At 65.3% G+C, this 13,125-nt stretch carries 16 protein-coding genes; 11 read left to right on the forward strand and 5 right to left on the reverse strand.

What is annotated here, in order from left to right; all coding sequences use genetic code 11:
• Positions 1 to 96: 96 nt before the first annotated feature.
• The gene (locus AB0O71_RS10135; protein ID WP_363744894.1) at positions 97 to 363 is read left to right on the forward strand and encodes a helix-turn-helix transcriptional regulator; all 267 of its coding nucleotides are present in this window, start codon (positions 97 to 99) and stop codon (positions 361 to 363) included.
• Between the two features lie 10 nt (positions 364 to 373).
• On the opposite strand, the gene AB0O71_RS10140 is transcribed toward AB0O71_RS10135, so the two are convergent.
• Together AB0O71_RS10140 and AB0O71_RS10145 are read right to left on the reverse strand one after the other, a co-directional pair.
• Positions 374 to 751, reverse strand: a complete 378-nt coding sequence (locus AB0O71_RS10140; RefSeq protein WP_363744896.1) for a hypothetical protein — start codon at positions 749 to 751, stop codon at positions 374 to 376.
• Between the two features lie 133 nt (positions 752 to 884).
• A complete protein-coding gene (locus tag AB0O71_RS10145) occupies positions 885 to 1,667 on the reverse strand; it encodes an endo alpha-1,4 polygalactosaminidase (RefSeq protein WP_363744898.1) in 783 nt (260 codons plus the stop codon).
• Positions 1,668 to 1,771: 104 nt separating this feature from the next.
• Here AB0O71_RS10145 and AB0O71_RS10150 point away from each other — a divergent pair, with 104 nt between their 5' ends.
• Positions 1,772 to 2,713 carry an NAD(P)-dependent oxidoreductase gene (locus tag AB0O71_RS10150; protein WP_363744900.1) on the forward strand — a complete coding sequence of 314 codons (942 nt, stop codon included), beginning with the start codon at positions 1,772 to 1,774 and terminating at the stop codon, positions 2,711 to 2,713.
• A 21-nt stretch (positions 2,714 to 2,734) separates the two neighbouring features.
• Here AB0O71_RS10150 and AB0O71_RS10155 read toward each other — a convergent pair whose 3' ends face one another.
• Positions 2,735 to 3,664, reverse strand: a complete 930-nt coding sequence (locus AB0O71_RS10155; protein WP_363744902.1) for a LysR family transcriptional regulator — start codon at positions 3,662 to 3,664, stop codon at positions 2,735 to 2,737.
• 152 nt (positions 3,665 to 3,816) lie between these two features.
• Between AB0O71_RS10155 and AB0O71_RS10160 the strand changes: the two genes are divergently transcribed.
• The 9 genes from AB0O71_RS10160 to AB0O71_RS10200 all read left to right on the forward strand — a co-directional run bounded on the left by AB0O71_RS10160 (position 3,817) and on the right by AB0O71_RS10200 (position 11,396).
• On the forward strand, positions 3,817 to 4,278 hold the full coding sequence (locus tag AB0O71_RS10160; protein ID WP_363744904.1) for a hypothetical protein: 462 nt from the start codon (positions 3,817 to 3,819) through the stop codon (positions 4,276 to 4,278).
• A 135-nt stretch (positions 4,279 to 4,413) separates the two neighbouring features.
• Positions 4,414 to 5,799, forward strand: a complete 1,386-nt coding sequence (locus AB0O71_RS10165) for a glycine--tRNA ligase (RefSeq protein WP_363744906.1) — start codon at positions 4,414 to 4,416, stop codon at positions 5,797 to 5,799.
• A gap of 315 nt (positions 5,800 to 6,114) precedes the next feature.
• Positions 6,115 to 7,278: a type II CAAX endopeptidase family protein gene (locus AB0O71_RS10170; RefSeq protein ID WP_363744908.1), complete on the forward strand. Its 1,164-nt coding sequence runs from the start codon at positions 6,115 to 6,117 to the stop codon at positions 7,276 to 7,278.
• Positions 7,271 to 8,770, forward strand: a complete 1,500-nt coding sequence (locus tag AB0O71_RS10175) for a hypothetical protein (RefSeq protein WP_363744910.1) — start codon at positions 7,271 to 7,273, stop codon at positions 8,768 to 8,770. Before AB0O71_RS10170 ends, AB0O71_RS10175 begins: the two co-directional genes overlap by 8 nt.
• Before the next feature lie 109 nt (positions 8,771 to 8,879).
• Positions 8,880 to 9,293: a YtxH domain-containing protein gene (locus AB0O71_RS10180; RefSeq protein WP_363744912.1), complete on the forward strand. Its 414-nt coding sequence runs from the start codon at positions 8,880 to 8,882 to the stop codon at positions 9,291 to 9,293.
• Positions 9,290 to 9,754, forward strand: a complete 465-nt coding sequence (locus AB0O71_RS10185; RefSeq protein WP_363744914.1) for a phage holin family protein — start codon at positions 9,290 to 9,292, stop codon at positions 9,752 to 9,754. Before AB0O71_RS10180 ends, AB0O71_RS10185 begins: the two co-directional genes overlap by 4 nt.
• On the forward strand, positions 9,751 to 10,011 hold the full coding sequence (locus AB0O71_RS10190; protein WP_363744916.1) for a DUF3618 domain-containing protein: 261 nt from the start codon (positions 9,751 to 9,753) through the stop codon (positions 10,009 to 10,011). The genes AB0O71_RS10185 and AB0O71_RS10190 overlap by 4 nt, the downstream gene beginning before the upstream one ends.
• A 170-nt stretch (positions 10,012 to 10,181) precedes the next feature.
• The gene (locus tag AB0O71_RS10195; protein ID WP_363744918.1) at positions 10,182 to 10,973 is read left to right on the forward strand and encodes a uroporphyrinogen-III synthase; all 792 of its coding nucleotides are present in this window, start codon (positions 10,182 to 10,184) and stop codon (positions 10,971 to 10,973) included.
• Between the two features lie 3 nt (positions 10,974 to 10,976).
• On the forward strand, positions 10,977 to 11,396 hold the full coding sequence (locus tag AB0O71_RS10200) for a hypothetical protein (RefSeq protein WP_363744920.1): 420 nt from the start codon (positions 10,977 to 10,979) through the stop codon (positions 11,394 to 11,396).
• Positions 11,397 to 11,450: 54 nt separating this feature from the next.
• Here the strand turns inward: AB0O71_RS10200 and AB0O71_RS10205 are convergent, their stop codons facing one another.
• Positions 11,451 to 12,026 (reverse strand): nitroreductase family protein, encoded by a 576-nt coding sequence (locus AB0O71_RS10205; protein WP_363744922.1) that lies wholly within the window; start codon positions 12,024 to 12,026, stop codon positions 11,451 to 11,453.
• 81 nt (positions 12,027 to 12,107) lie between these two features.
• On the reverse strand, positions 12,108 to 13,082 hold the full coding sequence (locus AB0O71_RS10210) for an AEC family transporter (RefSeq protein ID WP_363744924.1): 975 nt from the start codon (positions 13,080 to 13,082) through the stop codon (positions 12,108 to 12,110).
• Positions 13,083 to 13,125: the final 43 nt, after the last annotated feature.

Raw genomic sequence — 13,125 nt, forward strand, 5'->3', positions numbered from 1 at the left:
GGCCCAAGGCGGGTAATGCTGCGGGCCAGTACCCTCTTCCCGGAACCGAGTACCAACTAGGTGGACGAGGAGTACCTTAAACGACTACTCGCCAGAGTGGATATTCCTGCGCATCGCAAAGTCTTCGGCACTCGTCTGCGCGAGTTGCGGCTCGCTCGTGGGTGGAGCTCGCAGGAGGCCTTTGCGCTTCACGCCGGGCTCGATCGCACGTACGTCAGCGGTATCGAAAGCGGCCGGCGCAATCCGACGCTTGACGTCATGGTGCGTATAGCTGGCGCGCTCAACGTGCCGCTTTCTGAGTTAGTTGCGCTCGTGTCGCTCGAGATGGGGACAGCCGCAGTCGACGAGTCCGCTCGACCGTAGCGGCCGCAGGTCACCAGCAGCCTTCGAACACGCGCCCGGGTGGAAGCGCGCGGACGAGCCGTGCATACGTCGCGCGGAACTCCACTGTGTCCGTTCTCCCGAGGTGGAGCTCGATGAGGCTCGGATGAGCCCTGCCGGTGCCGGGAACTCTGGCGAGGTGTTGGGCTTTGTCGGTTCGCGGTGCCCATACGGAGACGTGCGCGATCTTGTCGGTACCCGGGATGGGCAACTCAGCGGCCTCAGCCCCGGGTGCGAATGATTCGCTGCGCGAAAGCCAGTCCCAGATCTCGGCATCATCTCCGTAGAGCACAGTGGAACCTGATGGGTCGATGTCGTCGAACAGGGCGATGACGAACGGGGTGTTGGCGAGGGCGGATTCGGGCGCCATGGACTGCTCCACTTCATCTCAGCGTCGCTGTGCCCCCGCATTGCCCGCCGTCATGGAGGCGAGCCCGTGTGACGCATGGTCTACACTGACATTCTGCCGCATGCCACCGACACTCGTCCTGGCGGCGACTACGCTACTGCGTGCAAGTCTCCCGAACGTATGCTGCTGCCCCCGGCATCGACAGTTGCCGATCGCGCAGCACGACGGCGCCGGGTGTTTCGGGGTCCGCGCACATAGCTGCGAATGAGCGTGGAAGTGCATCGTCGTATTCGATATCGATGACATTTGTGCCGTACACGTCGGTGTACGCGTTGCACTCCCGAAATGCCGCGCATTCCTCACTCACCGCGAAGTCGAACCCTGCTGTCGCTTGCAGTTGCGCCGCGTCTTCAGCGGAGTTCTTCTGCGCTGCAGCGAGACCGGCTCCGTGGGCGATTTCCACGTAAGCCGCTGCGAGCGCCAGGTTGTCTTCGCGCGCCAGCGCGTCGTTGCTCCGGGTGTAGGTGTCGAGATTGTCGAACTCCACGGCATCGAAACCGTCGTCTGCGCAACCGGTAATCCACGGCGTGACGATCTTGAGAATGGCTGTGCGCGACGACTCGGAGGTGTCCAAGAGGGTCTCGTCGGGCCAGTCAGGATCCGTGACGAAATGGGCGCCATCGTGGAGTAGTGTCTCCTCGGGCCAGAGGCCGCGTTCCCCAGGCTGCGTTTGAAAACCATTCACGTAACAGATGGAGTACCGGGAGGGATCCGGATCAGCGCGACGATCTCGGGTGACGACATCGACATCGGGCCTGGGTGGGTACGCGCCTCCGAGTTGATAGTCGGGAGTCGCGTCGCCGGGAGGCAGCAGTACCGAGACGTTCGCTGACGTACCTTCGTCTGCAGCTGAGCAGCCTGCGCACAACAACACCATGCTGCAGAGTAGGGCAGCGCTGCGGCCCAGACCGTGTCCCACCAATGTTCGCCCCTTCGGCCTTCCGAGACCTCGATGCTACCGCTCCCGCTAGACTCGCAGCCATGAATCGCCTCGTCGTATCCCTGCCGACCGATCCCGGACTCCGCGAGGCGGTGGGCGAGCTCGACGGTGTGGAATTCGTCGAATGGGATCTCGATGATCCCGCGCCGCGTCGACGAATCGATATCGTTGTGCCTCCGTATTGGGGCGGAGCGCGGCCTCTCGCGCAGCTTGCGGGGGTCGAGGCGCGATTGGTGCAGTGGCAGTCGATCGGGTACAACGGCGTCACGAAGCATTTGCCGGGCGGTATCCCGCTCGCGAACGCTGCAACGGTGCATGAGGGCTCGACCGCCGAGCTTGCGCTCAGCCTTGCCCTGGCCGCTCAACGCGGAATTCCTCAGTTCGTGCGGGATAGCGATGAGCATCGTTGGCAGCTCCGGTCGCTGCCGAGCCTTGCCGATCGCAGAGTGCTGCTGATCGGCTACGGGGGCGTATCGAAAGCGATCGAAGCGCGCCTCGCCGGCTTCGAGGTTGAGATCACGCGACTGGCGCGCACGGCGCGACAAGAGAAGAATATGGCCGGTGCCACGGTCGAAGTCCGCGGGTTCGCATCTCTGCATGAGAGTCTTGCCGAAGCGGAGATCGTCATGCTCGCCGTGCCGTTGACCGACGAAACTCGGGGACTCATCGACGCCGCAGCGCTTGCCGCGCTCCCCGACGACGCGTTGCTCGTCAACGTGGCACGGGGGCCGGTGGTCGACACCGATGCGCTGATCGAAGAGCTGCGGGCTGGTCGACTACGAGCTGCCCTCGACGTTACCGATCCCGAGCCGCTTCCACACGGACATCCGCTCTGGAGCGCCCCGAATGTGCTCATTACGCCGCACGTCGGGGGCGACTCGAGCGCGATGCTGCCGCGCATGTCGGCATTGATCCGGCGACAGATCGCTCACCTGCAGCAGGGGGATTCGCCTGAGAATCTCGTGCTCGGTACATGGGAGTGAACAACCAGCACCGCTGATCGCTCAACGGTGCTGGTGATCCTGCACAATCTCACGAGGTGCCGTGAGCAGCTGGAAGAACTCGACGGCTGCGCCGACAGCAGGATCGGGCTTGCGCCCGACACGATAGCGCAATGAAATGTGCCGCTTGCCGAGCCCGGGGAGCTCGTGCGTCTCAACGCCGGTCAATGAGAACTCCTGCAGCGCGAGTTGGGGGAGGAGTGCTACGCCTTCCCCGGCCGCGATGAGGGCGAGCGCTGACTGATGGCTCGCGTAGCGGTGCGGTGAACTCGCTGACGATGCAATGCGATCTCGTACACGCTGCGCCGCGTGGTGCACACCCGAGCTCCGGTCAACCTCGAGCCACGGCAAGCGAAGCTGATCCAGCTCGATGACTCCCATAGTCGCTTGTGTGCCGGCGGGTGCGACGAGCACCCATGGGTCGTCGAGCAGCGCCACCTCGCGCACGCCCGGCCCGAGTGGGGGAGGCGGAATGGATTCGTCGCGCTCGATTGCGACGAGATCGAATGCAGCTGTGCGAAGCCCGCGCAGAAGGTCGGGGAGGTCTCCTTCGACTGCTTCGAGGTGCACGCCGGCCAGCTCGGTACGCCAGCGCGGAAGCGCCGGCGCGATGACACCGCTCAAGAAGCTCTGGAACGCGCCGCAGCGCACCGTGCCGCTCGGCATCTCGCTCGCTGCTCCGACCCGGAGTGCCGCCTCGTTCACTTCGCGCTCCACGTTTTCGGCGAGTTCGACCAGCTCGCGCCCGGCAGCGGTCAGTGTGACGCCCCGCGGGCTGCGGAGTACAAGCGGCACCCCGACCTCCGCCTCGAGTCGCGCGAGCTGCTGCGACACCGCCGACGGTGTGAGATTCAGAGCTTCTGCGGCCGCCAGGACCCCGCCGCTTCGAGCGATCTGCAACAGAAACGGAAGCCGGGAGACCGCGATTCTCATATTAAGAAATTCTACATCCGGCATCTCAAAAGATTCGATTGTGCTGGATGAATCGGCGCTTGAAAATAGACGTGTCGCACCCCGCAGAACGAGTCTGCACCTCGATCAAGGTCTCTGCGGCGTGCCGGAAAACGAACGGGAAAGGAGCGGCGGTGGACGCGTTGATGGGAAGCATTCTGGGCTGGGTGGGCACGCTGGGCACATTCGTCGCGTATGTACTGATGCTGCGTGGAACCTGGTCGCCTTCGACGAGAAGCTATCTGATGCTCAACGCCACCGGGGGCCTGCTCGCAGCCGGCGGCGCACTCGCTTACGGGGCCTGGCCGTCGTTCGCGTCGAATATCGTCTGGGGCCTCATGGGCGCCTACGGTCTCTATGCCACCTTCAAACGCAGGCCTGAAGCAGCGCTCACCCAGACGGTGCCGGTGCCGGTGTCCGTGTCGGTGATGACGACGCCGCTGCCTGTGCTGCCGATGCCGCAGTCGCCGTGGGACCCCAGCAACACCATTGCCGCCCCGATCAGTCTCCCCTGGCTGCCGCGAAGCGGAGACGCTGGAATGGCGCAAGCTATCGGCGACGCGCGCGTTGCGCAGCCACGGGCGCTCGCCGCGTAGATCGGCACCGTCGAGCCTCCGACAACGTACCGACGGGTCGATCGCTCGCCATCGGTAGACTGGACCTTTCGGCCGGTGCGTCACGAGCGCATCGGCGCCAAGATCCCCGCTTGCACCTTGGAGTGATACAAAACTATGGCTGAGCAGTCCCGCCTCGATAAGGTCATCGCCCTCGCCCGCCACCGCGGCTTCGTCTTTCAAGCGGGTGAGATCTACGGCGGCTCACGCTCTGCGTGGGATTACGGCCCCCTCGGCACCGCGCTCAAAGAGAACATCAAGCGCCAGTGGTGGAAGGCGATGGTGCAGAAGCGCGACGATGTCGTCGGTATCGACTCGAGCGTCATTCTGCCGAAGCAGGTCTGGGAGGCCTCGGGGCACGTCGAGGTCTTCAGCGATCCGCTGATCGAGTGCCTGCACTGTCACAAGCGCTACCGCGAAGATCACCTCATCGAGGCGTTCGAGGAGAAGAAGGGCCGAGCGCCGAAGGACGGCCTCGCCGAGATCGTCTGCACGAACTGCGGCACGCGCGGCCAGTGGACGGAGCCGCGCGCGTTCTCCGGTCTGCTGAAGACCTACCTCGGCCCGGTTGACGACGAGGCGGGCATGCACTACCTCCGGCCCGAGACCGCCCAGGGGATCTTCGTGAACTTCGCGAACGTGCTTCAGGCGGCTCGGATGAAGCCACCATTCGGTATCGGGCAGATCGGAAAGAGCTTCCGAAACGAGATCACCCCCGGCAACTTCATCTTCCGCACCCGCGAGTTCGAGCAGATGGAGATGGAATTCTTCGTCGAGCCGGGTACTGACGAGGAGTGGCAGGAGTACTGGATGAACGAGCGCATGGCGTGGTACGTCGGCCTCGGCATCGACCCCGAGAACCTGCGGTTCTTCGAGCACCCGAAGGAGAAGCTCTCCCACTACTCGAAGCGCACCGCCGACATCGAGTACCGCTTCGGCTTCACCGGGGGCGAGTGGGGTGAGCTCGAGGGCATCGCAAACCGCACGGATTTCGACCTGTCGACGCACTCGAAGCACTCGGGCAAGGATCTCAACTTCTTCGACCAGACGAAGAACGAGCGCTACACCCCGTACGTGATCGAGCCGGCGGCCGGTCTGACGCGTTCGCTCATGGCCTTCCTCGTCGACGCCTATCGCGAGGAGGAAGTGGTAAACGCGAAGGGCGGCACGGACAAGCGCACGTTGCTCGCGCTCGACCCGCGCCTCGCACCCATCAAGGCCGCCGTGCTGCCATTGAGTCGCAACGAGGCGCTGTCTCCGCTCGCGCGCGAGATCGCACAAGATCTTCGCGACGACTGGAACGTCGACTTCGACGATTCGGGAGCCATCGGGCGTCGCTACCGGCGCCAGGATGAGATCGGTACGCCGTTCTGCGTGACGGTCGACTTCGATTCGCTTGACGATGACGCGGTGACCGTGCGCGAGCGCGACACGATGGAGCAGGTGCGCGTGCCGCGCGCGGAGCTGCACGCCTTCCTCGCCGAGCGCTTGCGCGGAGCCTAGCAAACGCGTTGCGTTTCGGTCGGCTCCGGTGACGCGGAGCGTCAGCCCATGGAGCGCAGCGAGGGGTGGGAGCCTAGCGAAACGCGTTGCGTTTCGGTCGGCTCCGGTGACGCGGAGCGTCAGCCCACGGAGCGCAGCGAGGGGTGGGAGCCTAGCGAAACGCGAAGTGTTTCGGCCGAGACCCTGTGGCCTTGCCGAGTCCCTATCGCAATCACGTGCGTTCGATAGGGGCTCTGCGCGTCGGTGGGGATTCCGCGTCATAGCCTGACGCCCCTCCCCGGGCGCGTGCGGGTGGTGGATGAGAGGATAGGAATCATGACGAGCATCGGATCCGAGCCCCCCGAACGCCCTGAGCTCCCCGCCCCCCAGCAGCCTGCGTCCGCCCCGCAGCTGCCGGCGCCCGAATGGGGCTGGGTGCGTCCGCCGATGGCGCTGCAGACCGTGGAGACGGAACCGCTCGAGTATCACCGCCTGCTGCGCGGCGTAGCCAATTACCGTTGGTGGAAGCCGCTCTTGCTGCTGCTGCTCTCCGCCGTCTACTTCGGCATCTTCACCGTTGTCATCAGCATCGCTTTCATTCCGATCCTGATGACGGACCCCTCCTACCTCGAGGGCGTCGTGTCTGGCGAGGGCGACGTGCTCGACACTCAGGTTCCGGTGTCGGTGCTGCTCAGCCTGGTGTCAATCATCATCATGATCCCGTCGGTGATCCTCGCGATGCTGACTCTCGGTATGCGGCCGACTGGGCGCATCTGGTCGGTGGCCGGACGACTGCGGGGGGGCATGCTGGGCAGGCTCTCGCTCGTGGCATTGCTCGCCGTCATCGTGATGAATATTGCGGGCATCGCTATCGAGATCGCGATGAATCCCGCATCGCTGAGTGAGCCTGTCTCCGCGACGAACTCCTCCGCTGACTTCGACTGGATCGCGGCGTGGACTTCGCTGATCATCATCGTGCTCCTCGTGCCGCTGCAGGCGACGGCTGAAGAAGTCGTCTTCCGTGGGTTGTTCATGCAGGTGCTCGGCTCCTGGCTGAAGAGTCCCTGGTTCGGGATCATCATTCCCTCGGTCGGGTTTGCCCTCGCGCATATCTACGACATCTGGGGGCTCCTCTCGGTCGGCGCGCTGGGGCTCGTCGCGGGCTGGCTGACGTGGCGCACGGGCGGTTTGGAAGCGGCGATTGCCATTCATATCGTCAATAATCTGATTGCGTTCGGGTTCATGACCTTCGCCGTGGGCGGGGAGACGGCTCAGGTCGAGGCGACTGGCGGACCCGGGTCGTTCATCGGTTCGCTCGTGGGGTATGCCCTCTTCATCTGGCTTGTGCTGCGCACCTTCCGCAAGCACGGGTACGGCCGTTCGCGCATCGACCTGATACAGGTTCCCGTGACCGTGCCTGCTGTGCCCGTTGACCCGACTGTCGAGTACCAGGCACCGCAGGCACCGCAGGCACCGCAGGGGCCGCAGCAACATGGTTGATGTCTACGTGATCGGCCAGGGCCCGGCCGAGCTGGCTGCGGCCCTTGAGTTCGCTGAAGTGGGTTTGACGGTGCGCGTCGGTCGAGCTGTGGCGGTGGGTCGCGACGGATCGCGCGCTGAGTCGGCGGGAGGCGATGAGGCTGACGGCGGCTTCTCGCCCGATGACGTGACGGATGCTGACGGATCGTTACGCGCATTTCTCGATCACGTGGCCTCGCCGCTTTCGCCGGGCGGAGCTCCGGTGGCGGTTGCGCGACCCGTCCTCGAACCTCCGGTTCAGGTGCTCTTGCGCGGAGCCGACCGTGAATGGACTCCTCAGCCCATGCCTGCGGTGCTCGGCGTTCCTGCGGTTCCGCTTTCCCAAGCGAGCATTGCGGTGCTCGGCAGAGGCGGGGCGACCCGAGCGTTTCTCGACCGCGTGCGGCCCGTGTTGACCATTGGGAAGACCCGCTCGCTCGGTACTCTTGTGCGGACCCGGATCGGCCGGAAAGCCCTGGATCGACTCGTTGAACCGTTCGTCCTTGCCAGGTTCGGCGTGCTCGCCGACGAAGTCGATGTCGCTATCGCGGTGCCCGGGCTCAACGAAGACCTGACCACCGCCGGCTCGTTGTGCGGTGCAGCGCTCGCATATGCGCAACGACATGTTGCACGTGAAACTCGTGTACGCCCGGCCGGTGGGTGGCAGGCGCTCCGTGAAGCTCTGCTCGAACGGCTGGCGCTGTACGGCGTCCAGGTGGCGGACGCACCCGTCACTAGCCTGCGCAGCATCGCGGACGATGGCGATCGCGAAGCACACCGAGGCGAACACTGGATGCTCGACGAATCAGGCAACCAGATCACGGCGCGCGCCGTCGTTCTGGGCGATCGGGCAGTTCGGCTGCCCGGCGCACTGAGCGATGCAGTGCAGAGCGATGCAGTGCTGACCGATGCAGCGCTGGGCGAGCGACAGTCGATGCGCTGGATCGCCGACGCAGCTGTCACCGAGCCCGATTTCGGGGGGCATGGTCTCGCTGGGCGCGACCCTGCCGATTCCGATGCGTCGGGTGAGCTGAACCGGGCCGCGCTTGAGATTGTCACGGCGCCGAACGGAGATTGCTGGAGCGTGCGGTGGGAGCGAACGGTCAGTGCTACCACGGGAGCCGAATGGCGAATCCGGATGAGTGGGCCAGCGTTCTCGGTGGATGATCACCATTCGGAGAATGTCATGGCTCCCCAGGTGCTGCTCGACGACCTGATGCACCACGCACTCGAGGCAGTGGGCGCTCGGCGCGTCGACGGAGCGCGCATGAATGTGCAATCAGTGCCGGCCCCGTTCGCCACCGTGGAAGCTCGCGACGCCGCGCGTCTCCATACCACTTCGGTGCGAGCAGGGGAATCCACTTGTATCAGGGTGGGGCCGGAGGTGCATAGTGGAGACATCGCCGCAGCCGTCAGCGACGCTCGGGAGGTGTCGGTGCACATGCGCCGCCGTCTCACGGGCATCGCCGAGTGATCCCCGCGAACCGAGCGGGACGTTGTGGGGGACGCAGCATCGTATGCGTCGCACCTGCACCGGGAGTAGGCTGGGCGAGGACCAGAAAACGCCACGAACTGGAGGCATCATGAAGGGCAAGATCGCATTCGTTCTCGGCGCAGCTGTGGGGTACGTGCTGGGGTCACGTGCCGGGCGCGAGCGCTACGAGCAGATCAAGCGTGGCGCAGAGCAGGTGTGGAACACTGCGCCTGTTCAGCAGGGTGTCGACGCTGTACGCGACGCGACGCGCGGAACCATTGAGAACGTGAAGGACTCGGCATTGCGCGCGGGCAAGAACGCGTTCGCATCGATCGTCGGCGGGCAGGGTCGCTCGTCATCGTCGCAGCCGTCGCACAGTGGCTCGTCGTCACAACATGCCTCTGCAGCGCCCGCTCAGCCGACCAGCACCCCGAAGCCAGCACCGAGCAGCACCTCCAAGCCTGCGCAAGGAGCTGCGGCGGAGACGAGCACGTCCGCGGAGGCGGACGGGGGGAACGCATGAGTCGAAAGAAGGACGAGGCCGGCACCTTTGAACTGCTGACCCGCCTGCCGCACCAGATTGTCAGTCTGGCGAAAATCGAGTATCAGAATGCCAAGCGTGAGATCATCACGAAGGCGAAGCGTGCGGGTATCGGCGCCGGGGCCATTGTGGTCGCCCTCTTCTTCTTGTTCTTCATGCTCGAGGCGCTGGTCATCGCGGCCATCGCGGCCCTGGCGCTGGTCTGGCCGTGGTGGCTGGCAGCGCTGGTCGTTGCCGCGGGGCTGTTGCTGCTCGCAGCCTTGGCGATCCTCGGCGGCGTCGCGCTGATCAAGCGCGGGAATCCCGTGCCCGAGGAGACATTGGACCGGGTCGGAGGAGATCTGTCTGCGATCGGCGAGGTGCGCGTCAACGCCGAACCGCCGGTACCGCCTCACTCGAGCCGCGAAATGCCGCGCGTCGGCGAAGAAGGGAACTGGCGATGAGCTCGGAAGAGAAGCGGCACGGCATCGCCGAAGCGGCGCAGGCACGCTCTGAGTTGTACGACACACTGTCGCAGCTCAAGGTTCGCTTGAACTACGCGCAGCGGGTGGACGACTCCATCGCCGATGCGAAGTCGCGCCTTGCGGAGGAGCAGCGGGAGAACCCCGTCGGCTTCGCCGCCGGGGTCGCCGGTGCCGCGGTGCTCGCGGGGCTCGCTGTGTGGGGCGTCGCTTCGGCCGTCGCCAGACGGTTCAGCTGAACCTTTCGTCAGGTCACAGTTCTGTTTCGTTCACCCCGGGAGACCCCGTCGTTTTGCTTCGGCGGGGTGGCAGGGTAAGAATAGGGACAATGGATTTCCGTGAGGGGCCAGCCCGCGAGCACGCGTTGCGGGCGCGGTTCGTTCGTATTGGTATCGAGTGAGTGGGGTGTATGTCTGCTGAGGCGAAGCCGCTCAGTGGCCTTCGGGTGCTCGTTCCTCGGGGCGGTACCTGGGGCGATCTGGTCTCGAGGGCCCTCCGTGAGCGCGGGGCGCACACGGTCATCGCACCGCTCGTCGACTTCGCCCACACGAGCGAAGAAGACAAGCTCGTCGATGCGCTGAAAGCTCTCGAGGCCGGCGCCTTCGACTGGCTCACCGCCACGAGTTCGACCGTGGCAGACGTGCTCAAGCATCACAACGCCGTCATCCACCCCGATACGAGCGTGGCCCTCGTGGGAGAGGCGACCGCTGTCGCGTTCACCGACGCCGGGTATCCGATCACGCGCACACCGAGCGAGGAGAACAGCACCCACGCGCTCCTCGAGGAGTGGAGCGAGATCGATACCGACTCGGTGCTCAAAGTACTGACGCTGCGCTCCGACGTGGCGATTCCGGTGCTCACCGAGGGGCTCATGAACCGTGGGCACGACGTGACGCAGGTGCTTGCCTTTCGCACCGTTGGCGTTCCCGCTTCCGTGCACATTCGTGAAGACATCGAGTCAGGTCGCATCAATGCCATGCTCGTCGCCTCGGCGAAGATCGCCGAAGAAGTCGCGGCGCAGTTCCCCGACATACCGGCTGACACAATCGTCGCGTGCGTGGGCGTGAACACGCTCGAGGCAGCTGCCGAACTCGGGCTCCCCGCTGACGCGGACGACCCGTCGCATCCCGAGTATGCGCTGAAGCGCGCGCTCATCGAGACGGTCGAATCCGTCATCGATCAGAGCGACATGCTGGACTGACCGATGGCGCGAGTTGAGGTGCATCCCGATCGCGTGGTCATCCGCCTGACTGCATCCGAGAAGTTCGCGGCAATGCGACGCCGCGACATCGAACTCGATCGGTCGGCTATCACGTCCGCCATCGTCACCGACGACCCCTGGGTCTGGGTGCGCGGAGTACGAGCTCCCGGCGCTGCGCTCCCCGGTCGGCTGGCGGCCGGAACCTGGCGCAACTTCACCGGGCGCGATTTCGTGCTGGTGCGGAGCGGTCGCAAGGCGGTGGTCATCGACCTCGAGAATCCCGAGGGGTCTGAAGAGGACCACGGTTGGCGGGGAGAGTTCGATCACTTCTCGCGCGTGATCGTCTCCACGGTGCACGCCGGTGAACTGATTCAGGCCCTGCGGCTCGATGGCGGCGCCACCGAGGTCGACACGGAAGCCTGACGTCGGGCCCTTACACACCGGGCCCGACGGCGCAGATTACCCTTCGACGGCGAATCAGCCCCGCGCAAGCACGAGCGATTCGAGATCGAGTCGCGTGCGGGGAGCGATCTCCCGTTCCCGGAGCACCTCTGAAAGCGATTCGGCCGCGCCGAGTTTGCCGATCGCGCTGATCGAGACGGGCACGAGGCGCTCCTCCAGGTCGAATGCCTCGCGGATGGCATCGCGGTCGAACCCGCCGAGCTGGTGCAGGTGCAGCCCTTCCGAGGTGGCCTGCACGCTCAAGTGCGCCACCGCTTGGCCGAGGTCGTACTCGGCCCAGGGGCGAACATTGCCCGCAGCGTCGGCGGTCTCTGCCACGTTCACGATGAGGGCACCGGCATGCACCGCCCACTCGCGGTTGAACCCGGCAAGGGTTTCGGTGATCCGCGCGAAGTGCGCGCCGCCCCTGCGGGCGATGATGAATCGCCAGGGCTGAGTGTTGTTCGCGCTCGGCGCCCAGCGAGCCGCTTCGAGGAGGCCGCGGAGCGCACCTTCGGGGAACGCGTGCGTCGGATCGAAAGCGCGCGGGCTCCATCGCTCAGCGAGGGATTCGATGACGGGGGCGCTGGTAATGGCGGTGCGCGGGCTCACGATGTGGCTCCTCAGGTCGTGCGTACGGTGTTTCCAGATGACTGCAACGAGTGCGGCCCGACGACTATTCCCGGGGTCTTTCTAGCCGAGGAGCCAGGCGATTGCGGCGATGATGGGCAAGGACGCGAACGTGGTGAGGAACACCGTGTCGCGCACCGTCGTTTCCGCCCGCCGATAGGTGGCCGCGTAGTTGTAGACGTTCTGAGCCGTCGGCAACGCGGCAATGATCGTCGCGACAAAGATTTCGTGCGCACCGAGGCCGAATGCGACGGCGAGACTCCAGGCGATGACGGGCATGAGGAGGAGCTTGAGCGCGGAGGCCGTGAAGACTGCCGCACGGCCAGTGCCCCGCTGCAACGCGCGCTGCCCGCGGAGCGAGATGCCGAAACTGAGCAAGACCATCGGAATGGCGGCATCGCCGAGCATCTCGAGCGGAGCCGAGACGATCTCGGGAATGGGCAGCCCGATGAGCGCGACGATCAGGCCGAGCACCGACGCGATGATGATCGGGTTCGAAGCGGCCCTGCCGAGCGCGGCGAAGGCCCCGCGCAGCGCACCGCGCCGTCGCGGCGCCGGCCCGTCGGCGTCGGCGTCAACATCGACAAGCCTGCCGGTACGCGTCGCCTCGAGCATCGACAGAATGGTCGGCGCGAAGAAGATGAGCTGCACGAGAATGAGCGGCGCAACGTAGGCGGCATCGCCCAAGATGTAGACGGCAACGGGCAACCCGAGATTGTTCGCGTTGACGTACCCCGAGCACGCCGCTCCCAGTGTCGTGGTTGCGAGGTCTCGTCTGAACCAGAGGCGGGAGGCGATGACGAAGACGGTCGCGACGATGATGGCCGCCAGGCTCGTGATGAGAATGACTGGCGAGAGGATGATGCTGGGATCGCTCTGCCGCAGCACAGTGAAGAGCAATGCCGGGGTCGCGACGAAGAAGGCGACGTTGTTCAGTACGCGACGCTGATCCCCTTGCACGACGCCGAACCGAGCGGTGAGGTATCCGGCGCCGATGATCCCGAGAATGAGCGCGAATCCCTGCAACACTCCGAACATTCAGCTCCTCTCGGCTCCTCTCATCCTAGAGGGGCGTGCGGAG

This window comes from Leucobacter sp. NPDC077196 (genome assembly GCF_040687075.1).
GTDB lineage: Bacteria > Actinomycetota > Actinomycetes > Actinomycetales > Microbacteriaceae > Leucobacter.